This window comes from Vibrio sp. YIC-376 (assembly GCF_052353105.1).
In the GTDB taxonomy this organism is placed as follows: domain Bacteria; phylum Pseudomonadota; class Gammaproteobacteria; order Enterobacterales; family Vibrionaceae; genus Vibrio.
In genome coordinates this window covers 167,981-191,962 of the sequence record NZ_JBBWFK010000004.1, presented here as the reverse complement: position 1 = coordinate 191,962, position 23,982 = coordinate 167,981, and the positions used below count along the sequence as shown (strand labels likewise).

General features: G+C 45.9%; 24 protein-coding genes. 6 read left to right on the top strand and 18 right to left on the bottom strand.

Features of this window, described 5'->3' with window-relative positions; all coding sequences use genetic code 11:
- Positions 1-53: 53 nt before the first annotated feature.
- The 3 genes from WJM94_RS09830 (at position 54) to xni (ending at position 4,042) form a co-directional block, all read left to right on the top strand.
- Entirely contained in the window at positions 54-1,619 is a 1,566-nt protein-coding gene (locus WJM94_RS09830) for a diguanylate cyclase (RefSeq protein ID WP_444494067.1), read from the top strand.
- Positions 1,620-1,824: 205 nt separating this feature from the next.
- On the top strand, positions 1,825-3,201 hold the full coding sequence (gene ppnN / locus WJM94_RS09825) for a nucleotide 5'-monophosphate nucleosidase PpnN (protein ID WP_444494066.1): 1,377 nt from the start codon (positions 1,825-1,827) through the stop codon (positions 3,199-3,201).
- Positions 3,202-3,259: 58 nt separating this feature from the next.
- A complete protein-coding gene (gene xni / locus WJM94_RS09820; RefSeq protein ID WP_444494065.1) occupies positions 3,260-4,042 on the top strand; it encodes a flap endonuclease Xni in 783 nt (260 codons plus the stop codon).
- Between the two features lie 75 nt (positions 4,043-4,117).
- On the opposite strand, the gene rlmM is transcribed toward xni, so the two are convergent.
- From rlmM to pomA, 7 genes are all read right to left on the bottom strand, one after another.
- Positions 4,118-5,209, bottom strand: coding sequence for a 23S rRNA (cytidine(2498)-2'-O)-methyltransferase RlmM (gene rlmM / locus WJM94_RS09815; protein ID WP_444494064.1), 1,092 nt, complete (start codon positions 5,207-5,209; stop codon positions 4,118-4,120).
- Positions 5,206-5,604: a DUF423 domain-containing protein gene (locus WJM94_RS09810; RefSeq protein ID WP_444494063.1), complete on the bottom strand. Its 399-nt coding sequence runs from the start codon at positions 5,602-5,604 to the stop codon at positions 5,206-5,208. Before WJM94_RS09810 ends, rlmM begins: the two co-directional genes overlap by 4 nt.
- Positions 5,594-6,217: an alpha/beta family hydrolase gene (locus tag WJM94_RS09805; RefSeq protein ID WP_444494062.1), complete on the bottom strand. Its 624-nt coding sequence runs from the start codon at positions 6,215-6,217 to the stop codon at positions 5,594-5,596. Before WJM94_RS09805 ends, WJM94_RS09810 begins: the two co-directional genes overlap by 11 nt.
- The gene (locus WJM94_RS09800) at positions 6,198-7,118 is read right to left on the bottom strand and encodes a transcriptional regulator GcvA (RefSeq protein WP_444494061.1); all 921 of its coding nucleotides are present in this window, start codon (positions 7,116-7,118) and stop codon (positions 6,198-6,200) included. The genes WJM94_RS09805 and WJM94_RS09800 overlap by 20 nt, the downstream gene beginning before the upstream one ends.
- Positions 7,119-7,812: 694 nt before the next feature.
- On the bottom strand, positions 7,813-9,261 hold the full coding sequence (thiI, locus tag WJM94_RS09795; RefSeq protein WP_444494060.1) for a tRNA uracil 4-sulfurtransferase ThiI: 1,449 nt from the start codon (positions 9,259-9,261) through the stop codon (positions 7,813-7,815).
- A gap of 195 nt (positions 9,262-9,456) precedes the next feature.
- On the bottom strand, positions 9,457-10,401 hold the full coding sequence (locus WJM94_RS09790) for a flagellar motor protein MotB (protein WP_444494059.1): 945 nt from the start codon (positions 10,399-10,401) through the stop codon (positions 9,457-9,459).
- Positions 10,402-10,415: 14 nt separating this feature from the next.
- Complete coding sequence (gene pomA, locus WJM94_RS09785) at positions 10,416-11,177, bottom strand: flagellar motor protein PomA (RefSeq protein ID WP_444494058.1); 762 nt, start codon at positions 11,175-11,177, stop codon at positions 10,416-10,418.
- A gap of 265 nt (positions 11,178-11,442) precedes the next feature.
- On the opposite strand from pomA, the gene xseB reads away from it, so the two are divergent.
- From xseB to dxs, 3 genes are read left to right on the top strand one after another with little or no spacing between them, the layout of a single operon-like run.
- Positions 11,443-11,685, top strand: coding sequence for an exodeoxyribonuclease VII small subunit (gene xseB, locus WJM94_RS09780; protein ID WP_444494057.1), 243 nt, complete (start codon positions 11,443-11,445; stop codon positions 11,683-11,685).
- Between the two features lie 21 nt (positions 11,686-11,706).
- The gene (gene ispA / locus WJM94_RS09775; protein ID WP_444494056.1) at positions 11,707-12,591 is read left to right on the top strand and encodes a (2E,6E)-farnesyl diphosphate synthase; all 885 of its coding nucleotides are present in this window, start codon (positions 11,707-11,709) and stop codon (positions 12,589-12,591) included.
- 20 nt (positions 12,592-12,611) lie between these two features.
- Positions 12,612-14,477, top strand: coding sequence for a 1-deoxy-D-xylulose-5-phosphate synthase (gene dxs, locus WJM94_RS09770; RefSeq protein WP_444494055.1), 1,866 nt, complete (start codon positions 12,612-12,614; stop codon positions 14,475-14,477).
- Between the two features lie 78 nt (positions 14,478-14,555).
- Here the strand turns inward: dxs and pgpA are convergent, their stop codons facing one another.
- The 11 genes from pgpA to crl all read right to left on the bottom strand — a co-directional run bounded on the left by pgpA (position 14,556) and on the right by crl (position 23,800).
- A complete protein-coding gene (pgpA, locus tag WJM94_RS09765; protein WP_444494054.1) occupies positions 14,556-15,062 on the bottom strand; it encodes a phosphatidylglycerophosphatase A in 507 nt (168 codons plus the stop codon).
- Between the two features lie 39 nt (positions 15,063-15,101).
- A complete protein-coding gene (gene thiL / locus WJM94_RS09760) occupies positions 15,102-16,067 on the bottom strand; it encodes a thiamine-phosphate kinase (protein WP_444494053.1) in 966 nt (321 codons plus the stop codon).
- 94 nt (positions 16,068-16,161) lie between these two features.
- Entirely contained in the window at positions 16,162-16,629 is a 468-nt protein-coding gene (gene nusB, locus WJM94_RS09755) for a transcription antitermination factor NusB (protein WP_182010430.1), read from the bottom strand.
- Complete coding sequence (ribH, locus tag WJM94_RS09750) at positions 16,629-17,099, bottom strand: 6,7-dimethyl-8-ribityllumazine synthase (protein WP_319536350.1); 471 nt, start codon at positions 17,097-17,099, stop codon at positions 16,629-16,631. Before ribH ends, nusB begins: the two co-directional genes overlap by 1 nt.
- Before the next feature lie 169 nt (positions 17,100-17,268).
- On the bottom strand, positions 17,269-18,378 hold the full coding sequence (gene ribBA / locus WJM94_RS09745) for a bifunctional 3,4-dihydroxy-2-butanone-4-phosphate synthase/GTP cyclohydrolase II (RefSeq protein WP_444494052.1): 1,110 nt from the start codon (positions 18,376-18,378) through the stop codon (positions 17,269-17,271).
- A gap of 141 nt (positions 18,379-18,519) precedes the next feature.
- Positions 18,520-19,173, bottom strand: a complete 654-nt coding sequence (locus tag WJM94_RS09740; protein WP_444494051.1) for a riboflavin synthase — start codon at positions 19,171-19,173, stop codon at positions 18,520-18,522.
- Positions 19,174-19,185: 12 nt separating this feature from the next.
- Positions 19,186-20,310, bottom strand: coding sequence for a bifunctional diaminohydroxyphosphoribosylaminopyrimidine deaminase/5-amino-6-(5-phosphoribosylamino)uracil reductase RibD (gene ribD, locus WJM94_RS09735; protein ID WP_444494050.1), 1,125 nt, complete (start codon positions 20,308-20,310; stop codon positions 19,186-19,188).
- 7 nt (positions 20,311-20,317) lie between these two features.
- Positions 20,318-20,767 (bottom strand): transcriptional regulator NrdR, encoded by a 450-nt coding sequence (gene nrdR / locus WJM94_RS09730; RefSeq protein WP_444494049.1) that lies wholly within the window; start codon positions 20,765-20,767, stop codon positions 20,318-20,320.
- A gap of 116 nt (positions 20,768-20,883) precedes the next feature.
- Positions 20,884-22,134 carry a glutamate-5-semialdehyde dehydrogenase gene (locus tag WJM94_RS09725; protein ID WP_444494048.1) on the bottom strand — a complete coding sequence of 417 codons (1,251 nt, stop codon included), beginning with the start codon at positions 22,132-22,134 and terminating at the stop codon, positions 20,884-20,886.
- Positions 22,135-22,151: 17 nt separating this feature from the next.
- Positions 22,152-23,291, bottom strand: coding sequence for a glutamate 5-kinase (gene proB / locus WJM94_RS09720; RefSeq protein WP_444494047.1), 1,140 nt, complete (start codon positions 23,289-23,291; stop codon positions 22,152-22,154).
- Positions 23,292-23,410: 119 nt separating this feature from the next.
- Positions 23,411-23,800 carry a sigma factor-binding protein Crl gene (gene crl / locus WJM94_RS09715; protein WP_444494046.1) on the bottom strand — a complete coding sequence of 130 codons (390 nt, stop codon included), beginning with the start codon at positions 23,798-23,800 and terminating at the stop codon, positions 23,411-23,413.
- Positions 23,801-23,982 lie beyond the last annotated feature (182 nt).

Here is a 23,982-nt window from a genome sequence, read left to right as displayed (position 1 = left end):
TTGTTATTATCAGGTGATCGTCAATCTTATATGGATTTAAACACAGTCGTTTCATGGGAATCTTGGAATCCGATATTCAGGCTCAGCTTCATCAGCTAAGTTGTCAACTTGACCAGCTCAAGCTGACTCACCGTGATAGCTCTCTGAAATTTAAGCGTGAACAACAAATCCTCAAACGCGTTGTGGCATCATTGTCCGCAGCTTGTTATGGATGTGATTCTCAATTATCCAACTATCTGTATGAAATTCAGCAAGAGCTGCAACATCAAACTGACATTAGTGCTTTGATCCCGCGTTTAGCGGTGCTGGAGAGAATGCTCAAACAGCAGGCTAAAACATCGGAAAAACAGAGTGAACACTTGTGCGAACAAGTCAGACGCAGTGGTGAAACATTACAGCGTGTGACCGGATTACCAGCCCAACTCAAGCGTGAGTTACGAGATCTGATAAGTTTTTCTGAAGTTCATTCGGAAACAACCGTGGCCCAAGCTACCAAACTGCTCAGCATATACGAGCGTGCGCTAAAGATCATCACTGCGAATTCCCGCTTACATCTCACAGGATTCGACAATCATCCAGACAAATCTCAACTAGACTTCCTGGCTAGCGACTTACAGTACACGATTACTGAATTAGATTTTGTCGGTGAATTCGGAGAAAAACTGCTCGATATCAGAACCAAGCTACTCTTGGGAGTTAATGCAGAGTCATTGATTGAGCTGACATTAACCACGCTAAAACTCGTTGTTGAAGCGACGAAATCCGAGCGAGAAGCATCAAGTAAGTTCCTCGAACAGTTAAACACAGCGATTGCAAGTAACGTAAAAACCATTCATCAAAACGCAGAACAACATCAAACTTACTTTGAGCATCGCCAAGATCTGAATGCTGAAATGAATACTTTGGTTGAGCGGAGCCAACGCTCGTTGACTCAGGCTCAGGACTTATCCGAACTCAAAAAAGAGATGTCACCGCTACTTGCGCAAATGGCCTCATTGACCGAGCGTTTACAGATGTTCGAGTCACGAGAACAGGCCCTGCAAGAGCGAATGAGTTACAGTAAAAATCAACTGGAAGAGGTCTTTGAGACCACTCAAGACTATCGCCGTCGTCTCGAAGACCAAACGCAGCGTATGTTGCTTGATCCACTGACTAAGGTCTATAACCGCGCTGCGTTTAACGACCGCCTGGAACTGGAATATCGTCGCTGGATTCGCTCTCAGAGAAATCTGCGTCTGGTGATGTTTGATGTTGATAACTTCAAGACGGTGAATGACAGCTACGGCTATACGGCCGGAGACAAAGCGTTGAATATCATTGCTCGTACCATTAGCAAACGGGCGTCAGAATTAGAGACTGTTGCTCGTTTCGGTGGCGAAGAATTCATCTTACTGATTCCAGAACAATCGGAAGAATACACGCTGGAGTTGATGAAAAGCATCCAACGCGACATCGGCCAACTACCATTTAAGTTCCGTGATCAAAGTATCATGATCACGCTGACTGCAGTATCGACTTCATTCAGAGAATCCGACACGCCAGAATACGTTCTTAATCGTCTTGGAAAGATGTTGCGAGAAACTAAAAAACTCGGTACGAACCAGCTCAACTGGAGCTAATTCGTTCAAAAAACAAGCAAACAAACAGATTTCATCCTTTTATAATGCTTATATTCACCAATTTTCAATGAGTTATCACATTTATCCTTTTGTAGTCTGCTAAGCTTCTATTATCCAACCTACCAGTCACCTACCTCAAACAACACGTATAAACCAAAAGGTGATGTAGTACTTTCCCTCATAATAACCACAACAAGGAGGCGTTATGATTACCCATATAAGCCCCGCAGGTAGCATGGAATTGCTATCCCAACTGGAAGTTGAGCGTTTAAAGAAAACCGCTGCGAGCGACCTTTACCAGCTTTATCGTAACTGTACGTTAGCGGTATTGAACTCAGGCAGTCACACTGATAACTCGAAAGAACTGTTAGACCGCTACCAATCGTTCGATGTGGAAGTGCTTCGCCGTGAGCGTGGCATCAAATTAGAACTGACCGATCCGCCAGAACATGCCTTTGTCGACGGAGAAATCATTAAAGGGATACAAGAACACCTATTTTCAGTGCTACGCGATATCGTGTATGTGAACATGCATCTGGCCGATAGCCAGCGTCTTAATCTGACTAATCCTACTCATATTACCAACCTGGTTTTTGGCATCTTACGTAATGCAGGTGCCCTAACTCCGGGTATTGCTCCCAATCTGGTGGTTTGCTGGGGTGGTCACTCTATCAATGCGGCAGAGTATCAATACACCCGTGAAGTCGGAAACGAACTCGGCTTGCGTGAACTCAACATTTGCACCGGTTGCGGTCCCGGAGCAATGGAAGGACCGATGAAAGGAGCGGCAATCGGCCATGCAAAACAGCGTTATACTGAGCAACGTTACCTTGGCCTAACGGAGCCATCAATCATCGCTGCTGAGCCGCCAAACCCAATCGTGAATGAATTGGTGATTATGCCAGACATAGAAAAACGTCTGGAAGCATTTGTCCGTATGGCACATGGCATTGTGATATTCCCGGGTGGTCCGGGTACCGCCGAGGAACTGCTTTATGTTCTGGGGATTATGATGCACCCTGAAAATGCGGATCAGCCGATGCCGATCGTATTGACGGGTCCTAAAGAGAGTGAGGAATATTTCCAATCTATCGACGAATTTATTCGCGATACACTCGGCGAAGAGGGTCAAAAACATTATCAGATCGTGATTGATAACCCTGCAGAAGTTGCCCGGATAATGAAACGTTCGATGGATGATGTTCGTGCACATCGCAAAGAAAAAGGCGATGCATACAGTTTTAACTGGTCATTAAAAATCGACCCTCAATTCCAGCTACCATTTACACCAAACCATGATGCGATGGAACAACTGGATCTGCACTTCGGTCAGGAGCCCCAAGTGTTGGCAGCAAACTTACGTCAGGCATTCTCTGGTATCGTTGCAGGTAACGTTAAGGCCGAGGGCATTCGCGAAATCGAATGCAGAGGTCCATTTACCATCCATGGGGATCCTGTATTGATGAGAAAACTCGACAAAGTGCTGCAAGATTTTGTTGACCAGCATCGTATGAAATTACCTGATGGTTCCGCGTATGAACCTTGTTACCGAATCGCTCATCCGGAAATTGTAGGTCGATAGTCAGGCTAGCATTCGTTACACTAGGGGCATTACGCCCCTTTTTTATTGCTAAGTCATTATGTCTATTCATCTTGTTATTATTGATGCCCTAAACCTGATCCGTCGAGTGCACTCCGCTCAACCCGACCCTAGCGACATAGCAAGAACCATCTCCACCACACAAAGAACTCTGACTCGCATCCTTTCAGAAGCTAAACCTACCCATATCATTGCGGTATTTGATCATCATGAACAAGACCGAGGTTGGAGAGCGCAGATACTTCCCGACTACAAACAGAATCGAAAACCTATGCCAGAGCCTTTGATGCAAGGTCTCGATGCTATTCAGCAAGCTTGGTGGCAACAAGGTATTGATTCATTACTGTCTGAAGGTGATGAAGCAGATGATTTGGTCGCAACGCTGGCAACCAAAGTCGCCGGTCACGGTGAAAAGGTGACCATCGTTTCTACCGATAAAGGGTACTGCCAACTGCTCTCACCGACGTTGCAAATTCGTGACTACTTCCAGCATCGCTGGCTGGATGAACCCTTTATTGAACAAGAGTTTGGGGTTAAGCCGAGTCAGCTTGCGGATTACTGGGGACTGGCTGGCATCAGCTCCAGCCAGGTACCGGGTATACCGGGCATTGGTCCTAAAGCGGCGAAAGAGATCCTAACCCAATTTGAAGATATTGAAGCCGCTTACGCCAGCGATGAACTAGCACCAAAGTATCGTAAAAAGCTGGACGAACATATCGAATCAGCTCGTTTATGTAAGCAAGTCGCCGCCCTAAAATGCGATATTGAGCTTGGTTTCAATCTACAAGACATTCGCTTTACTGGTCCCAACAAAGACGATTAACTGAGCGTACTCGCCAAAGTGAAAGCCAATAAAAAAGCTCCTGATAAGAGGAGCTTTTTCAAATTCGTGACACGATTAGTGCGGAGAGATGTTTGACAGGCACTGAATGTGAATCGTGATCTCTTCACGGTCGTGGTAAAGGTGCTTCGCTTGCAGCTTAAACTTTACTTTGTTCTCAATCAGGAACGTTTTTAAGTTCTCAAGATCTTGCAAAACCTCGTCGTAACGACCTTTCATCGGCAGTTTTAAGTTAAAGATAGCCTCTTTCGCCCAACCTTTAAGTAGCCACTGTCCCATCAGGTGCGCAACGCGCGCTGGTTTCTCGACCATATCACACACAATCCAGGTTACGTTCTTACGGTCTGGTTCAAACTTGAAGCCATCCACCATATGGTGCTTGATCTGGCCAGTTTCCATCAGACTGTCCGCCATCATGCCATTATCAACACAGTGAACAAACATCGAACGCTTCACCAATTGGTAAGTCCAGCCGCCCGGACACGCACCCAGATCGACACCCCACATGCCAGGTGCAAGACGCTCGTCCCACTCTTCACGTGGAATGAATACGTGAAACGCTTCTTCAAGTTTCAGTGTTGAACGGCTTGGTGCATCTGCCGGGAACTTCAGACGAGGGATCCCCATGAAGAACTGCGAGTTGTTACCCGGGAACGAGTAACCCACGTAACAATGACCCGGCGCGACAAAACAGATATGCAGTACTGGCTTCTTCGCATTGTCTTTATCCCACATCAGGCCTTTGCCACGCAGAGCCTGACGCATTGGCACCGTAAATTTACGGCAGAATTTCAGTAACTCTTTTGCTTCATTTGTATCTGGCGTTTCAATACGCAGATCGCCACAACGAGGAAAATCTTCCACCTCAGACAATTCAGCAAGGATTGGGCTAATTCGGTCTTCACTTGGTAGTGACTCAAGCTCCGCTGCGACGGCAAACATTTGGCGCGCAAAAATCAACGAACTGAAGTCCAGACCTTGTACAAGTTTGTCTGCGTCTCCATCCTGGTAACACTCGAAGACAACGTAACCTGAGTTTTTCTTCACACGAGGGAAGCCATACACTTCCAACTGTGTCGCTTTGTCCTGAATTTCACCAGCACACTCTTTCTCAAAGCCTGAACGGCAATAGAGCATTAGTTGTTTCACTTGGAGACCTCTTTGATATTAAACGCAGCAAAAAAGAACAGACACCAACCGATCATGAACATTAACCCTCCCATCGGAGTGATTGGTCCAAACCACTTAATGCCCGTCAGCGCCAGCGCGTATAGACTGCCGCTAAAACAAAAGATGCCGATGATAAAGCAAATCGCAGCGATGAAAAAATACTTTTGTGCTTTTTGTCCCAAATTCATCACCAGTAGAATGGCACAAAATGCGACAGCCAAAGTATGGATGAACTGGTACAACACACCAGTCTCAAATACATCAAGAAGATAAGGCGCTAACTTCGCTTTTAAACCATGAGCAGCAAATGCTCCCAGCGCCACAGAAACCAGACCAGACAATCCGGTAAATGAGAGTAACCACTTACTTTTCACTATTAATATCCTTAATAAAGCCAGCTAAGTGTTCAACAGCCAGCGCAATGTTTTCCGCTTCCGTGTAACCAGAGCTCTTGCGCGGTTTAAAACTATGGTCGCCATCTGGAATAAAAGTCACCGTAACCTGATCCGATAAGGTAAAGAGCTCAAACTCTTCTCGCTTACCGAAGGTATCTCTTTCACCCTGAAGAATCAGCGTCGGTTTTTCAAGCGTCGCCAGATGCTCACCTTTGTATTTTTCCGGCTTACCCGGTGGATGAAATGGAAAACCTAAACAGGCAATTCCCGACACCAGCTCGTTATTGGCTAACAAACTCGACATACGACCACCCATGGATTTACCACCAATAACAACCGGTTTATCAGTGAAGTGAGTGATCACTTCGCTATAGGCTTCAAGCAATTTAGGCGCACGATCTGGCGGACGCTTCTTGCCATCTTCTGCACGCTTAACCATATAAGGAAAATTAAAACGCACGACTCGAATCCCGTTCTCAACTAATCCTTTAGCGACGGCAGACATGAAGTCATGCTCCATGCCTGCCCCTGCACCGTGTGCAAAAATAAACAGTGGACCGTTCTCAGGCCCGTCAACTATCCACTGGCTCATCTAATACTTCCTCTTGTTCTTTTCTTGCCGTTGCTAGCATCCAGTCTCTGAATGTTGCGATGCGTCCCATATCTGCTTGCTGCTCATGACACACTACATAGAAAGCATTTTTAGAGATCAATACCTCATCAAATGGCGCGATAAGGCGTCCTGCTTCCATTTCTGGCTGAGCTAAGACGTTATTACCTAATGCTACACCTTGCCCGTGCACTGCCGCCTGCAGAACCATCGTCGAATGACTGAATATCGGACCATGGTTCACATTGATGCCTTCGATGTTGTAGTGACGAGTAAACTGCTTCCAGTCTTTACGAGATGTATCATGTAACAAAGTGTGTAATCTGAGGTCGTTTAGGGACTCCAGCGGCTTGCTCCCTAACAGTAGCGAAGGGGAGCAAAGTGGGATTAAAAACTCTTGATATAATTTGTCTGCGCGCAAACCCGGCCAATTGCCACGACCATAATAGATAGCGACATCCACGTCGTCAGTCAGTGAGCCCTCTTCCATATCCACTGCTTTAATTCGCACATCAATATCTGGCTCTTGGGCATTAAAGTCCGCCAGACGAGGTACTAGCCACTGTATCGCAAAGCTTGGCGGTAAGCTGATGGTAAGTGCGCCTTTTTCACTACGTTCCAGTACCTTATCGGTCGCTTCCGCGATTGAAGTAAAGATGTCTTTAATGTCTAAAAAATAACTTTGCCCTTCTTCGGTCAATAACAAAGAACGGTTTCGACGACGGAACAACTTAAGCGATAAAAACTCTTCCAGCGCTTTGATCTGGTGACTGACTGCGGCTTGAGTAACAAACAGTTCTTCTGCTGCGCGAGTAAAACTAAGGTGGCGTGCTGCAGCTTCAAAGACTCGAAGAGAATTTAAAGGAGGCAATCTGCGAGACATAGGGGACCTCAAATGGGATTAGTTTTTTTTATCTGAAACATTATAAAATGTCCGTTGTCGAACAGCCAGATAAATTCTATATTTCACCCCGCAACACGAGCCTGAACGGCTTGATTTCCTTAGAAATCAATTGGCTTTGTTGTTGCGATGTTGTGTTTGCAAACTCGTTTTTCGAGTTAGGTAGATTTCTACCGTGATGTTTTGTCTACAATCCCTGAGGCAAAACAAATACTTCCTGTATTTATTTTTGACCTGTCTGTCAAATTTCTTACACCGCCTTTTTTAGGCGGTGTTTTTTTATCTATCGAAAATAACCTTAGCAAAACAACACACCACCCTATTATTTAATTATAGTGATATTCACTACAATTCCACCTCAAAACCTTTTAACACACAACAACACAAAACCAACATTTCTCAACAAAAATATCACTCTGATTTCAAACAGTACTGGCTCCAGAGAAATATATCCATATCAATCCTCCATAGAATCAAGTCAGATTTATTTATGGAATCGCTCTCACTGCTCTGCCGCATTTCGGATTAACTATCGTTATATCAACGCAAGCCCAAAAGTCTGCGAGACTCTCCAATATAGCCAGCCAATTTGAACAAATGTCGGCGAATCGAGACATAAAAAAAGCGCAAACTGATCGCTCAGTTTGCGCTTCTGTATTGTTCATTCACCAGATGATTAAGGGCGGTAAACTTTCACGTTGTTAAAGCCTTGCTCTTGCAGGTAAAGTGCTTGTAGGCGGCTCATTACACCACGGTCACAGTACAGTAGGTAAGTCTTAGATTGGTCTAAGTCACCAAACTGAGTGCCAAGCTTGTAGAAAGGAATATGTTTTACATCAACACCATCAATTTCTAGCGGCTTATCGTCTTCCTCTTCAGGGCTGCGGATATCAAGAACAATTGCGTGCTCTTCTACGGCTTGAACTTGCTCAACTTCAGGTGCCGCTTTCTCAGATTCTTTCGCGATATCTCGAATATCCATGACGCGAGCTTCTCTCACGACATTTTCCAGAATGCCGAAATCGAACTTCTCTTCTTCTGCTTCTAGCTTCGCTTTCACTGCTTTTACTGTTGGCTTCTTAGAAATAACACCACAGTACTCAGGCATGGTTTTAGCAAAGTCTTCCGTACCGATCTCACGAGCCAGATTGATGATATCTTCTTTGTCCCAGTTAATCAGTGGACGCAGGATAAGTGTATCTGTCACATTATCGATATGGCGAAGGTTAGTTAGCGTCTGGCTGGAAACCTGACCCAGAGCCTCACCAGTAACCAAAGCTTCAATCTTGAACTTTTCAGCGATCATACCTGCTGCACGCATAAACATACGTTTCAGGATTACGCCCATTTGGCCGTCATCCACTTTCTCAAGGATTTCTGCCACTACAGGCTCAAAATCTACCGAGATAAAGCGTACTTTTGCCGAAGAACCGTATTTATTCCATAGGTAGTAAGAAACCTGTTTAACTCCGATTTCGTGTGCAGGACCACCTAGATTAAAGAAACAGTAATGTACTTTTGAGCCACGTTTAATGTGTAAGTAGCTTGATACGCCAGAGTCAAAACCACCAGAGATCAGGCTAAGCAGATCTTCTTGGGTACCCAGAGGGAAACCGCCCAGACCTTTGTGACGCGCCAGGATCTGGTTTAGCTTGTCATCCGAAACTTCGACTTTTACCGTCACATCCGGGTTTTGCAGTTTCACACTTGCGCTTTCTACTGCCTGGTTCAGACCACCGCCTACATAACGTTCAAGCTCGATTGAAGTAAAGTCATGCTTACCTCGACGCTTGGCACGTACCACAAAGGTTTTGTTTTCAATCAGTGGACCGTTTAGTTCCAGAACTTGCTCATAGATGTCGTGCAAATCTTTAAACCCAGACTGCTTCACTTCAAGCACGTGGTGGATACCAGGAGTATGCGTCAGGATTTCTAACACTTCAGCGTAATATTTGTCGCTCTCAGAGGTCACTTCAATGTGATCACGACGGTTAAATACCGCAACGGATTCCGTACGGCTCTTAACGATGTTACGAATGTTACACTCTAAAATCTTTGTGAAGCGCTTACGCACCGATTCACTTTTTACAAAAATTTCTGGATGGGGCTTTACAATAAATTTCATAGTCTAATTCGCAGGTTAGTTTCGCAATCAACAAAGAGTGATACTCAACCTCAATGCTTCATACGCAGTAAAACCGCGTCCTGGTCACAAAAGATTGTCTGAGCTCACTTCAAAGGCGCAAGATTATACACCCAAGCCGATTAGAAAGACAAAAAAAGCGAGCTCTCGATCACTTTTTATCGCTCATGATGCTCGTTATTGAATCACAGGCACTTCGTCACTGTAGAGTGGCTCACCCTGCATAATGCTGATTTCGACACGGCGGTTAAGCGCTCGGTTCTCATCAGAATCATTTGGAACCAACGGCTCAGTATCGGCCATTCCCCGCACTCGCAAACGCTGATGAGAAAACCCTCTTACCTTCTCCATCTCTTGCGCGACTGATACCGCGCGCTGAGAAGAGAGATCCCAGTTTGAGCGATACAGTTCTGAGTCCAGCACTTGGTTATCGGTATGTCCCGACACACGTATAATGCCCGGCACATCTTTCACAAGCTCTGCAATCTGCCGTACTAGTGGGCGGAATTTAGGCTGCAAAAATGCGGACCCTTCCGGAAATGCGCCTTTCTCACGCATACGAATGACAATCTGCTGGCCTAAGTTTTCAACTTCAATTGCACCTTGCTCAATTTCCCGCTCCAGCGCTTTCTTGATGCTCTCCATCAAGGTGTCCATCTCTTGTGACATCTCTTGAGATTGCTGCTGTTGCATGTCAGATTCAGTTGCCTGATTAGTGCGAGTCGATGTCTCCGGTGACTGACCACCGGTCAATTTGCCTTGGTCTCGCTTGGTACCACCAGCACGATCGGATTCACCTTCATGAAACTCCAGTGTCTGCTGAGTGATGTCCATAGTCTGCTGCATAATCACATCAATCGGCGTCGGCTCCGGGCGACCCGGTCTGAACTCCTGTGCGATGATGCTGGTTCCTTTCGGAATATCTTTTACTTCAAGCTGGTTTTGTACACCAAACGCGAATTTCATTGAGCCTGCGATCTGTTTAAATTTGAGCACATCCATCTCTGAAAACGAGAGCAGCAGAACAAAGAAACACATCAACAATGACATCAAGTCAGCAAAAGTACCCATCCACAATGGGAGACCAGGTGGCGGACAGTCGCATTTGTTATCATCATCCATCACAACTCTCCTAACTACTCATCGATCTCGAGGGCACGCTTACCTTCATTGAGATAGTTCTTCAGATAGCTGTCGATAACTCTCGGATTTTGACCGTCCTGAATCGCAAGAACTCCGTCCATGATCAGACGACGGTTTAGTGTTTCCTGATCACGACGTAAAGATAGCTTATCGGCAATCGGGAAAAACACCATGTTAGACAGAATCGCACCATAAAGCGTGGTCAAAAGTGCCACCGCCATTGCCGGACCGATGGATTTTGGGTCATCCATATTAGAAAGCATCGCTACCAAGCCAACCAAGGTACCAATCATACCCATCGCAGGAGCAACATCTCCAAAAGCACGGAAAACCCCAGTCCCTTGTGTATGTCGCTCACCAGTCAGAGCAATGTCTTTTTGCAGCGCCGCACGAACCACATCTGCATCATGCCCATCCACCAAAAGGTCGATGCCTTTTTGCATGAAGCTGTTATTAATATCCATCTCTTCTAACGCAAGAAAGCCGCCTTTACGCGCGGCATCCGCCATTTCTACAACTTTCGCGATCAAGTCTTCCGGCTCGTCCGCTTTAAACATAAACGCTTTGCCCGCGATTTTTGTCGCACCAAAGAATTGCCCCATTGTGAACTTCATAAGCACGACAAACGTTGAGCCGCCGACAACGATAAGGATCGATGTGACATCGACGAACATACCGATGCTGCCACCGAGCACCATCGCCATCACGACGAATGCAATACCACCAATCAAACCTATTAGGGTTGCTAAATCCACGAAGCACTCCTCTCGCTCTATGTAACGATTGCCTGTTCAGGCGAATTACTCACTGTATCGACAACCCGCAGAGAATTTTTAGAAAAATCTTAGCTAGTAGATCACAAATTAATACCAGCAACCTTTAGTAAAATGGGTGCATTCATTGCCAATACACATTTAGAGCCAATTTTGTGACAATTATGTAAGGTTAAATTTGACCAAGTTACTAGGCTAAGGTAACTTTCGTGCATCCTATTAGAGGCTTAATTAAGGCAGAGAAGAGATGGCGGTTAAGAAACCAGAAAACATGACCTTCGAAGCAACCATTGAAGAGCTTGATAGCTTGGTTGATCAATTAGAAAATGGCGATCTTGCCCTAGATGATGCCTTACGTAAATTTGAGCGAGGCATCGTCCTGGCTCGTGCTGGTCAAGCAAAGCTAAGTGACGCCGAACAACGCGTAAGTATTCTTCTCAGTGAAGATGATGAAGCACCACTCAGTGACTTCACCCCAGAATCAGAATAATAATCAGTAGTGAGCAATGTGATGCAACAGACATTGACGTCTTTTCAACAAAGAAACAATCAGCAATTGAATTTGTGGCTCGAACAGCTCCCATATCAAGAGCAGCCGTTGATTCAGGCAATGAAATATGGCCTTTTGTTAGGTGGAAAACGCGTTCGCCCCTTTCTTGTATACATCACAGGTCAAATGCTTGGTTGTGAACCTGAAGAGCTAGACACGCCAGCTGCTGCGATTGAATGTATTCACGCTTACTCGCTTATTCATGATGATCTTCCAGCTATGGATGATGATGAGCTGCGTCGCGGTCAGCCAACTTGCCACATCAAATTTGATGAAGCGACAGCAATCCTCACTGGTGATTCACTGCAAACCCTGGCTTTCACCATTCTCGCTGATGGCGCTTTAAATCCAGAGGCAGAAAAACAGCGTATCAATATGATAAAAGCCTTGGCTCACGCGTCTGGAGCTAATGGTATGTGTGTTGGACAAGCGCTGGATTTAGGTGCAGAGAATCGTCAAATATCTCTTGAAGAAATGGAAGAGATACATCGAAAAAAAACCGGAGCCCTGATTGACTGCGCTGTCAAATTAGGCGCGCTGGCTGCTGGTGAGAAAGGTATCGAAGTTTTACCTCACTTAGAGCGCTATTCGAAAGCAATTGGTTTGGCGTTTCAGGTTCAAGACGATATTCTTGATATCATCAGTGACACAGAAACATTGGGTAAGCCTCAAGGTTCTGATCAAGAACTAAATAAGAGTACTTACCCTTCCCTGCTGGGTTTAGAGGGAGCAATCGAGAAAGCTCACTCTCTGTTACAGGAAGCACTTCAGGCATTGGAAGCTATCCCATACAATACTCAGTTACTTGAAGAGTTCGCCCGATATGTCATCGAGCGCAAAAATTAACACTATAAGCGCGCATTTATATGACTCTTGATATTTCAAAGTACCCAACACTGGCGTTAGCAAATACACCGGAAGAATTGCGTCTTCTTCCTAAAGAAACATTACCAACTTTGTGTGATGAACTTCGAACGTATCTGCTAAATTCAGTGAGCCAATCAAGCGGACACTTAGCGTCTGGCTTAGGCACAGTGGAGCTCACCGTTGCCCTGCATTATGTTTATAACACTCCAGTAGATCAGTTGATTTGGGATGTTGGCCATCAGGCTTACCCACATAAAATCCTGACTGGACGCCGTGATAAAATGCCGACGATCCGTCAAAAAGGTGGATTGCACCCATTCCCTTGGCGCTCCGAAAGTGAGTACGACACACTGTCAGTGGGTCACTCTTCTACTTCTATCAGTGCTGGACTTGGCATGGCTATCAGCGCACAGAAAGAAGGTAAAGGACGTAAGGTCATCAGCGTGATTGGTGACGGTGCGATTACCGCTGGTATGGCTTTTGAAGCAATGAACCATGCTGGTGATGTTCATTCGGATATGCTGGTCATTCTGAACGACAATGAAATGTCGATTTCAGAAAACGTTGGTGCACTGAACAACCACTTAGCAAAATTGCTGTCTGGTAGTCTGTACACGTCTATTCGAGAAGGTGGCAAAAAAGTACTTTCTGGCGTACCACCGATCAAAGAGTTGGTTCGCCGCACTGAAGAACACCTTAAAGGCATGGTCGTGCCGGGTACACTGTTCGAAGAGTTCGGCTTTAATTACATTGGTCCTATTGACGGGCACGATGTCAATGAACTGGTTCAGACTCTGAAGAATATGCGTGAACTTAAAGGACCTCAGTTCTTGCACATCATGACCAAGAAAGGCAAAGGTTATGAGCCAGCAGAAAAAGATCCGATTGGCTATCACGGCGTACCTAAGTTTGACCCGTCACACGATTGCCTGCCAAAAAGCAGCGGCGGTAAACCGACGTTCTCAAAAATCTTTGGTGACTTCCTGTGTGATATGGCCGCACAAGATCCTAAGCTGATGGCAATTACGCCTGCGATGCGTGAAGGCTCAGGTATGGTTCGTTTCTCGAAAGAGTACCCAGAGCAATACTTTGATGTGGCAATCGCAGAGCAGCACGCTGTGACGCTCGCAACGGGCATGGCCATCGCTGGTAACAACCCGATTGTCGCTATCTACTCGACTTTCCTACAGCGCGGCTACGATCAGCTGATCCATGATATCGCTATTATGGATTTACCCGTGATGTTCGCTATCGACCGAGCGGGTCTGGTAGGTGCTGACGGCCAAACCCACCAAGGTGCGTTTGACTTGAGCTTTATGCGCTGTATTCCGAATATGGTGATCATGGCTCCAAGCGACGAAAATGAATGCCGTCAAATGCTTTACACCGGTCACAAGCATACCGGCCCAAGTGCGGTTCGTTACCCTCGTGGCAACGGCATGGGCACCGAAATTGAAAGCGAGTTTACTGCGCTGGAAATTGGTAAAGGCCGAATCATACGTAAAGGTGAAAAAGTCGCTATCCTTAGCTTCGGTACCTTCCTGGCGAACGCACTAGAAGCTGCGGACAAGTTGAACGCGACAGTTGCTGATATGCGCTTTGTTAAACCGCTGGATGAAGCTTTGATTCGTCAATTAGCCGAAGAGCACGATGTCCTTGTCACTCTTGAAGAGAACGCCATCGCTGGCGGTGCGGGTGCGGGCGTACTTGAATTCATGATGAAAGAAAAAATCATCAAACCAGTACTGAACCTTGGTTTGCCTGATAAATTCATTCACCAAGGTACTCAAGAAGAACTGCACGAAGAACTTGGCCTGGATGCAAAAGGGATTGAAAAATCCATCAATGAATACTTGGCGAAGTAACTTCGCAGAAGTTAACCTGCTGATACAAAAAGGGATGCGCTATCGCATCCCTTTTTATTTTGCTGAGTTTAAAGCTTACTAGTTCATCCAGCCTGCATAGTGAGCGACTAAAAACAGTGCGATTCCCGCCATGATGCCAGCCACAATGTCATCAATCATGATGCCTAATCCACCGTGAACTCGCTTATCCAACCAGCCGATTGGCCAAGGCTTAACCATATCGAAGAAGCGGAACAAGATGAACCCAGCTAGCAGCCATTTCCATTCGCTTAATGGGATATTCAACGCAGGCACAATGCTCATCGTAATCCAAAAACCGGCAAACTCATCCCACACGATCGAACCATGGTCATGAACGCCCATATCATCAGAGGTCACCTGACAGATCTTCACGCCAACCACGCATGAGATAAGAACCACGACAACATATGCTGGAAAAGGTAGCTGGGCCAAAAGCAGGAAAAAGGGTACTGAGGCTAACGTCCCCATCGTTCCCGGAACAATTGGTGACAAACCACTGCCAAACCCTGTCGCTAGCAAATGCCATGGGTTCTTTAATGAAATCAGAGAAAGAGGATTGGTCATATCCTTAAACCTATATTGCGAGTTTGATGTCTTTCTTAGTTACTTAAAGTGGTCGAAACCGCTTAAGTCCCAATCGAGAGATTGATTGTTATCGTGAAGCTCAAACGTACCATTTGGTCTAATCTGACCAATGCATGTCACTTTACACCCGATATGAGATAAAGCACTTTGTAAGGAGCCATGGTTTTGCTCTGGTATGGTAAAACACAGCTCATATTCTTCACCACTGGTTAAAGCATACTGCTGTGCGCTGACCTTATCATCTAAAAACTGTACCAGCTCTGAAGATATTGGCAATTGGGACACATCGATGCTCACTCCAACTTGTGAGCGCTTCAAGATATGCTTGATGTCAGAGATCAAACCGTCTGAGATATCAATGGCAGAAGACGCCAAACCAACTAACGCCTGCCCAGCTAATACACGGGGAGTACTTAAGTAGTGGGCTCTTTCCAGACCATCTGCGCCAACGCGACTGCGTAGTGATTCGTCTAAGATGACATCCAGTCCTGCTTTAGCATCGCCCAGATTACCTGTCACATAGACCCAATCGCCGACTTTTGCCCCTGAGCGCATTAAGGCTTTCCCTTCCGGAACAAAGCCTTGTACTGTCAGGGTTAAACTCAGAGGGCCTTTCGTCGTATCCCCGCCGATGAGCTGAATACCAAAATAATCAGCCAATTCGAAAAAAGCATCACAGAAAGGTGCTAACCACTCCTCATCAGCTTTCGGCATGGTTAACGCGAAACTCACCCATGCAGGTGTCGCCCCCATCGCAGCCAAATCACTGATGTTCGATGCTAACGCCTTATGAGCAACCCAGGCTGGGTTAGCATCGGGAAGAAAATGTGTGCCTGCAACCAAGGTATCAGTGCTAATCGCAATCTGGACATTTGCTGGTGCTTTGACCAGTGCACAATCATCCCCTGCCGCAAGGAAAACATCTTTTCGTTGGCTTTGACGGCCAACAAAGTACTTGTCGATCAGGTTAAATTCACCAGGCATAATTCATCTATCTTTTGATATAAACAGCTTTTAATGTAAAAGCTTTTGACACAAAAAAGGTCAGCAAGTGCTGACCTTTTTATTGAAGAAATCGTTATTTCTTACGAACGTGAGGCGCTGCTTTATCTAGCACGCCATTCACAAATTTGTGACTGTCTTCTGCTGCGAAAACTTTTGCAAGCTCTATCGCTTCGTTGATCACTACTTTGTAAGGAACATCTTCGCGACGAGTCATTTCGTACATAGCAAGGCGAAGAAGAGCAAGTTCCATCATATCCAGATCCTGCATCGGACGTGATACGTATGGACGAATCTTGCTGTCTAATTCAGTGTGGCTAAGTACAACACCGCTTAGTAGTTCACGAAAGTACTCTACGTCAGTTTCTGGAGCTGCTAGAGCCGGTTCTGATGCATGAAGTTCTTCTTCATCGTATTTGTCACCAGACAAAAACTGTTCTTCAATCTTGGCAACATTCTCTTTAGTAATTTGCCATGAGTAGATCGCTTGTAGAGCGAATTGACGTGCATTACGACGTGCGGCTGGTTTCACACTGGCCCCCATTAGGAATCAATTTCAGATAGTACATTAATCATTTCAAGTGCGCTTAGTGCAGCCTCTGCACCTTTATTACCAGCCTTGGTTCCTGCGCGTTCAATCGCTTGATCGATAGTATCAACAGTCAAAACACCAAACGCTACTGGAATGCTAAATTCCATAGACACTTGTGCCAGACCTTTATTCATTTCACTACAAACATAGTCAAAGTGAGGCGTTCCACCGCGAATAACTGACCCTAAAGATACAATAGCGTCAAATTTGCCGGTTTTAGCAACACGTTGAGCTACTAGAGGTAGTTCTACGGCACCTGGACAACGAACAACCGTAATGTTGTCATCGCTTACTTGTCCGTGACGCTTTAGTGTATCGATCGCACCAGATAGTAGGCTTTCGTTAATAAAACTGTTGAAACGAGAAATAACGATAGCAATTTTTGCATTTGGCGCTGGGAAGCCACCCTCGATCACTTTCATAAGCTTTCCTTTAACTCTATTTTTAAGTGAAATATGTTCATCAAGTGAGAATCGCCGGATTCTAGCACAATTGTGTGAGCAATATCTAATGGAAATTGGAAGAGAGTAACGAGTTCCTGGTCTTGAGAGGCATCAGCTCGTTCAAGACCAGGAACTTATCGTTCAGTTGTTACTCGCAGACGTATTCAACTACGTTAAGGCCAAAACCGCCCAACGCATGGTATTTTTTATTGGTTGATGATAGCAGGCGCATATCACCAACACCCAGATCAGCCAAGATTTGCGAACCGACACCAACTCGACGTGATGTGCCCTGTTTCTTCGCTAACGTAGGAGCTTCGCCTTTGTCCTGTGCTTCAAACATCTTGACGCGATGGATCAGAAGTTCGCTTGAGTCCTCATGGCCCAGAACAACAAGAACACCACCTTCTTCGCCAATGCGTTTCATTGCTTTATCCAGAGTCCAGCTACGCTCAGCATTGCGATCACTGCGAAGCAGGTCAGTAAAGACATCTTGCAGATGCACACGCACTAACGGTGTTTTTTCTTTCAAATCGCCCTTACACATCGCGTAGTGTACTTGGTTATCGATGGTGTCTTTGTAAGTCACTAACTTAAACTCACCAAACTCTGTCGGCAGCTTACATTCAGCAACACGCTCAATCGTGGTTTCGGTGTTGTTACGGTATTCAATTAAGTCAGCGATGGTGCCCAGTTTGATACCGTGCTTCTCGCCAAATATTTCAAGATCAGGTCGACGAGCCATGGTGCCATCATCGTTTAGGATCTCAACAATAACCGATGCTGGCTCAAGACCTGCAAGACGAGCTAAATCACAACCCGCTTCTGTATGACCAGCACGTGTTAACACGCCACCGTCCTGAGCAGCCAGAGGGAAGATATGACCCGGTTGAACCAAATCAGCCGCTTTCGCATTAGGCGCGACTGCTGCTTGAACAGTGCGAGCACGGTCGGCAGCCGAAATGCCCGTAGTCACACCTTCTGCCGCTTCAATAGAAACAGTAAAGTTCGTGGTATATTGCGCATTGTTGTCTTGTACCATTGGAGGCAAGCCTAAATTTGCACAACGCTCTTTTGTCATCGTCAGACAAATCAAGCCACGTCCATAAGTAGCCATAAAGTTGATCGCTTCCGGCGTAATATGCTCGGCAGCCATGATCAAGTCACCTTCATTCTCACGGTCTTCGTCATCCATCAAGATGACCATTTTACCCGCGCGAATATCATCAATAATTTCTTTTGGTGTACTGATTGGCATATTCTGTTTCCCGTTATTCTAAATAATTTATTCTTGCGGCAACAAAGTGTTAAAACCTGATGGCAAGTCACTCACGCATAGTTTGAGCCTTGCATGCGGTAAGTCAATTGCCCAGCTAATGTTCTGTGAATGTTGTCGTTATTAAGCAAAACCGTTTTGCTGCAAGAATTCCATTGTAATACGGGACTCTTGCTTCTCTTCTTGCTGCCCTTGTAACAAACGTTCCATATAACGAGCTAGCACATCTACTTCCAGGTTAACTTTGCGGCCAACCTGGAATTGATCAATGGTGGTCTCTTCGCTTGTATGAGGCACAATCGTCAGCTTGAATGCATTCTTACGTAAGTCATTCACTGTCAGACTAATTCCGTCGACGGTAATCGAGCCTTTTCCTGCGACATACTTGCTTAGCTCAGATGGCATCGCTACCCAAAACTCAATAGCACGACCAACTTGATTACGTTCAACAATTTCACCTACGCCATCAACATGACCAGATACAATATGCCCACCAAAACGTGTGGTTGGCAGCATGGCTTTCTCTAGGTTAACCTTGTCACCAACTTGATATTGTGCAAAACCCGTCATTTTCAGTGTCTCTAACGACAGATCCGCACTGTAATAATTGCTTCCGAACTCAATAACAGTCAGGCAAACGCCATTGGTAGCGATACTGTCACCCAACTTCACGTCAGACATGTCCAAATTACCCGTATCGACCGTCACCGTGATGTCTTCGCCTTTCGGCGTAATTGCAGCAAGTTTGCCTACTGCTTCTACAATTCCTGTAAACATAATGCTTCTTTTCTAGATTTCATTGCGCACAATGGTGGCTGTAATGCGAATATCGCAGCCCACCATACGCACGTCAGTAATATTTAAATCGATGACTTGAGCCATTTCAGTTAAACCAAGCGCGCCAATCAAGCCACGACCATCGCTACCCATTAATTTTGGTGCAAGATAAACGATCAGCTCATCTACAAGATTAGCCTTAATTAGAGCGCTTGCGAGCGTCGCGCCCGCTTCAACCCATAAATGATGGATTTGATACTCACTCGCGACGTCTTTCAGAGTTGTCACGAGATCGACTTGGCCTGCCTCGTCCAGTCTAGGCGGGGTGTCTCCGGTCTTACTGACAATGATGCGATCACCGTCTGTACTAAACAGTTTGAGCTCATCCGACAATTGGCATTGGCGATCCAAGATAATACGAGCGGGTTGGCGAATCTCTTCCGGCGCATACTGCACCTGCACACTTTGGGGTAAATCATCCCAGCGTACATTCAATGACGCATTATCATCAATCACTGTTTTACTGGTCGATAGGATACCGCCACTGATGGCTCGGAAACGCTGAACATCCTGACGAGCTTGTGGGGAGGTGATCCACTGGCTCTTGCCGTTGCTGAGTGCACTTTGACCGTCGAGGCTGGCTGCCATTTTCAACTGAACGAAAGGCATCCCTGTTTGCATAAACTTGATGAAACCGCGATTGAGCTCGAAAGCATCGTTTTCAAGCAACCCAACCTCAACCTCAATACCAGCATCACGCAGCATTTTAATGCCACGACCTGCCACTTTAGGGTTGGGGTCTTGCATCGCACAAACCACTCTTATCACTTTCGCTTTTATCAACCCTTCTGCACAAGGCGGAGTGCGCCCATGATGAGAACAAGGTTCGAGAGTGACATATGCCGTTGCGCCTTCTGCTTTATCCCCTGCCATTCGTAGTGCATGAACTTCAGCGTGTGGCTCTCCCGCGCGGTGATGATAGCCTTCACCCACTATCTGTCCATCGCGAACAATAACGCAGCCGACATTAGGGTTAGGAGAAGTCGTATAGATGCCGCGCTGAGCGAGCGTAATCGCACGCGACATCATGGAATAATCTTGAGGGGAAAATGAGCTCTGAGGTGTGTATTGAACCATGTTTTATTCAGTCTTCCAGACGGGCAATCTCTTCGCCAAATTCACGGATATCTTCAAAACTGCGGTAAACCGAAGCAAAGCGGATATAAGCGACTTTATCCAGCTCTTTCAGTTGGTCCATCACTAAATTACCAATCATCTGGCTAGGTACTTCACGCTCACCCGTCGCGCGGAGCTGAGATTTAATCATACTTATCGCTAGCTCTATGGCATCCGCACTTACCGGGCGCTTTTCTAACGCACGCTGAATACCACCAACCATTTTATCTTCATCAAACGGTTCACGGTTGCCATTCGATTTAATCACCTTAGGCATGACCAACTCAGCGGTTTCAAACGTCGTAAAACGTTCATTACACGTTAGACACTGGCGACGACGACGTACCTGGTGACCATCCGCAACCAAGCGAGAATCTATAACTTTTGTTTCGTTCTCGGAACAAAAAGGACAATGCATATCACCTCCAAACAAAGCGCTCTTAAAAGCCAAACTAGTGTAGCGGAATTGGTATGTGAGAGAAAACAAAAAGGGGCGTTATCGCCCCTTTTTCATTCAATATCGTGTCGAATATGTTAGCTACGTGCTAAGTAGTTTGCTTTACCTACCCATTTGTAGCTGGTCAGCTCTTCTAAGCCCATTGGACCACGAGCGTGCAACTTCTGAGTTGATACGGCAACTTCAGCACCAAGGCCGAATTGCGCACCGTCAGTAAAGCGTGTAGCCGCATTCACATATACTGCTGCAGAACCCACCGAATTGATAAACAATTCAGAGTTTTCCAGACTGTTGGTCATGATCGCATCAGAGTGGCTGGCATTATGTACTCGCATGTGATTAATCGCGTCTTTCACATCGGTAACGACTTTTACACCTAACGTGTAGCTTAACCATTCTGTATCGAAATCACCTTCGCCCGCATCGCGAATCTGTTTCGCGTCACTCATCAGTGCTTTTGCTTTTGGCTCGGCAACGAACGTTACTTTATCGTTCATGCGTTCTACCAGCATTGGCAGAAATTCAGCCGCAATCTTTTCATGTACCAACAACGTATCCAGTGAGTTACATGCAGATGGACGCTGAACTTTTGAGTTTTCAACTACGCTAAGTGATTTCACAAGATCCGCTGATTCATCAACAAAAATATGGCTGATACCAAATCCGCCAATGATGACAGGAATTGTGCTGTTTTCTTTGCACATTTTGTGCAGGCCAGCACCACCACGAGGAATGATCATATCCACGTAGTCGTCCAGTTTTAGCAACTGTGACACGAGCTCTCGGTCTGGCTTTTCAATGTACTGAACTGACGCAGCAGGCAGATTCGCTTTTTTAAGCGCAGACTGAATAACTTTAACCAGTTCCATGTTTGAGAAGAACGTCTCTTTACCACCGCGTAGGATGCTCGCATTACCGGTTTTCAGGCACAGTGCCGCGATATCAATTGTCACGTTTGGACGCGCTTCATATATCACGCCGACTACACCTAGAGGGACACGACGACGAGACAATGACATGCCGTTTTCTAGTACTTTGCTGTCGATTTCACTGCCAACAGGATCGTTTAGACTGATCACGTTACGAACATCATTCGCAATACCTGTCAGGCGCTCATCATTGAGAAGAAGACGATCTAATAACGCATCAGTCAGACCTGCTTCGCGACCAAGTTCAATATCTTTTGCGTTAGCCGCCAGAATAGCCGCTGAATTTTGTTCCAGCTCATCAGCGATAATGGCCAGAGCTTGGTTTTTTTGTGAAGTTGACGCTGTCGCCAATTCGAAAGCTGCATCTTTAGCAGCTTTACCCATGTTCGTTAAATCCACTTTGCTTTCCTTAATTTCTATTCCTGAATGACGACAAGATCATCACGGTGAATAACTTCTGAACCGTAATCATGGCCCAAGATCAAGATGATATCTTTACTGTGCTTACCAGAAATTTTTGCCAGATCGTCACTTGAGTAGGCGCTAATGCCACGCGCGACTAATTTACCGTGGGAGTTCGTTACACGAACAACTTCACCACGAGCAAAATCACCACTTACTTTCGTCACGCCTTTGGCTAACAAGCTGCTGCCAGTACCCACAACGGCATTCACAGCACCATCATCGATAATGATATCGCCCGATGCAGTTGGACCAGCTAAGATCCAGCGCTTACGGTTTTCCAGTGCTTCAGAGCAAGGTAAGAAACGCGTCCCTTGTGGATGTTCACTCAATGAGTCCACAATCACGTTGATTGCACTACCCGCAGCAATGATAACTTCAATACCTGCGCGACGAGCAATGTCTGCGGCTTGAAGCTTGGTTGCCATACCACCAGTGCCCAGCGTTGTACCACTGCCACCTGCAATTTTGCGCAGTGTGTCATCAATGGTTTTAACTTCTTTGATCAGCTCTGCATTCGGGTCCTTACGCGGATCCGCAGTAAACAGCCCTTTCTGGTCAGTGAGGAGCATTAATTTATCTGCACCACATAAAATCCCCACTAGAGCAGACAGGTTGTCGTTGTCGCCAACTTTAATTTCACTTGTTGCTACGGCATCGTTCTCGTTCACGATAGGCACAATGTCATTCGCGACCAAAGCATTGATGGTATCGCGCGCATTGAGGAAACGTTCACGATCTTCCAGATCAGCACGCGTCAGCAGCATCTGGCCAATCTTAATGCCGTAAATACTAAACAAAGACTCCCAAGTTTGAATCAAACGTGTTTGCCCTACTGCAGCAAGCAACTGTTTGCTCGCCATTTCGTTGGGCAGTGCGGGGTATCCAAGGTGTTCACGGCCTGCTGCAATTGCACCAGACGAAACTATTACTACTGAATGGCCTTGTTTCTTAAGCGCTGCACATTGACGCGCCAGCTCAACCATGTGAGCACGATCTAGCGCTAATGTACCGCCTGTCAGCACACTTGTACCCAGTTTCACAACGACAGTTTGTGGTTGCGAAACAACTGCATTTTGTTGATTCGTTGTCATGATGTCTTCTGAAGTGAAAAACAAATAAAGAGGATGTTTTAACAATCAAATGGGGATTTAACAAGAGAAAAGGTGCGAAAACGCACCTTTTTGTTTTGTAGCAAAAGAAAAGGGTCAAATTAAGCGAAGTCAAAGGACTCTGTGTGGTATTCGACCTCTAATTTGAAGTTCTCTTCTAAGGTTTCAATTAGCTTTTGATGGAAAGTACTTTGCGTCAAGTAAACTTCCTCGACGGTCTTACTCGGCAATGCTTGGGATTCCCATTGCCCTTCTTTGTTGTACTTGCCAATGTGGTATTTTGCAGTAAAGCCCCCTTCAGTGGACTCTAAATCCATCCACCAGCCCCAAAACTCACGTTTTTCAGGTGATTTCTTATCGTCAACGCAAACCGATAAACAATCAAAGTAGTAACATCCTTCTTGTGATTGTGGTTCACGTAGATAAGGCCCTATCGCCTTTAGCTTCGACATTAAGCGAAAGTGTGTTGGCCCCTGAGTCGTCTCTGACATATGAATCTCCGTTTCCATAATAAATAGTGAATACTCAAGACTATACCCAAATGACTTCAAGATGTGGGGTTCAGAGCGTTGTTACTGGCGCAAGTTCGAGGAAAATAACGCAGTGAAATAGCCAGCTATTTCCAAGTTATTTGACGCTGAAATCGTGCCAGTGACACGCTCCCCATGGGCGA

Bases quoted from the DNA above. Each gene is read 5' to 3' on its own strand.
- WJM94_RS09830 (WP_444494067.1), top strand. From the start codon at position 54: ATGGGAATCTTGGAATCCGATATTCAGGCTCAGCTTCATCAGCTAAGT.
- ppnN (WP_444494066.1), top strand. From the start codon at position 1,825: ATGATTACCCATATAAGCCCCGCAGGTAGCATGGAATTGCTATCCCAA.
- xni (WP_444494065.1), top strand. From the start codon at position 3,260: ATGTCTATTCATCTTGTTATTATTGATGCCCTAAACCTGATCCGTCGA.
- WJM94_RS09805 (WP_444494062.1), bottom strand. From the start codon at position 6,217: ATGAGCCAGTGGATAGTTGACGGGCCTGAGAACGGTCCACTGTTTATT.
- WJM94_RS09800 (WP_444494061.1), bottom strand. From the start codon at position 7,118: ATGTCTCGCAGATTGCCTCCTTTAAATTCTCTTCGAGTCTTTGAAGCT.
- thiI (WP_444494060.1), bottom strand. From the start codon at position 9,261: ATGAAATTTATTGTAAAGCCCCATCCAGAAATTTTTGTAAAAAGTGAA.
- WJM94_RS09790 (WP_444494059.1), bottom strand. From the start codon at position 10,401: ATGGATGATGATAACAAATGCGACTGTCCGCCACCTGGTCTCCCATTG.
- xseB (WP_444494057.1), top strand. From the start codon at position 11,443: ATGGCGGTTAAGAAACCAGAAAACATGACCTTCGAAGCAACCATTGAA.
- ispA (WP_444494056.1), top strand. From the start codon at position 11,707: ATGCAACAGACATTGACGTCTTTTCAACAAAGAAACAATCAGCAATTG.
- dxs (WP_444494055.1), top strand. From the start codon at position 12,612: ATGACTCTTGATATTTCAAAGTACCCAACACTGGCGTTAGCAAATACA.
- pgpA (WP_444494054.1), bottom strand. From the start codon at position 15,062: ATGACCAATCCTCTTTCTCTGATTTCATTAAAGAACCCATGGCATTTG.
- thiL (WP_444494053.1), bottom strand. From the start codon at position 16,067: ATGCCTGGTGAATTTAACCTGATCGACAAGTACTTTGTTGGCCGTCAA.
- nusB (WP_182010430.1), bottom strand. From the start codon at position 16,629: ATGGGGGCCAGTGTGAAACCAGCCGCACGTCGTAATGCACGTCAATTC.
- ribH (WP_319536350.1), bottom strand. From the start codon at position 17,099: ATGAAAGTGATCGAGGGTGGCTTCCCAGCGCCAAATGCAAAAATTGCT.
- ribBA (WP_444494052.1), bottom strand. From the start codon at position 18,378: ATGCCAATCAGTACACCAAAAGAAATTATTGATGATATTCGCGCGGGT.
- WJM94_RS09740 (WP_444494051.1), bottom strand. From the start codon at position 19,173: ATGTTTACAGGAATTGTAGAAGCAGTAGGCAAACTTGCTGCAATTACG.
- ribD (WP_444494050.1), bottom strand. From the start codon at position 20,310: ATGGTTCAATACACACCTCAGAGCTCATTTTCCCCTCAAGATTATTCC.
- nrdR (WP_444494049.1), bottom strand. From the start codon at position 20,767: ATGCATTGTCCTTTTTGTTCCGAGAACGAAACAAAAGTTATAGATTCT.
- proB (WP_444494047.1), bottom strand. From the start codon at position 23,291: ATGACAACGAATCAACAAAATGCAGTTGTTTCGCAACCACAAACTGTC.
- crl (WP_444494046.1), bottom strand. From the start codon at position 23,800: ATGTCAGAGACGACTCAGGGGCCAACACACTTTCGCTTAATGTCGAAG.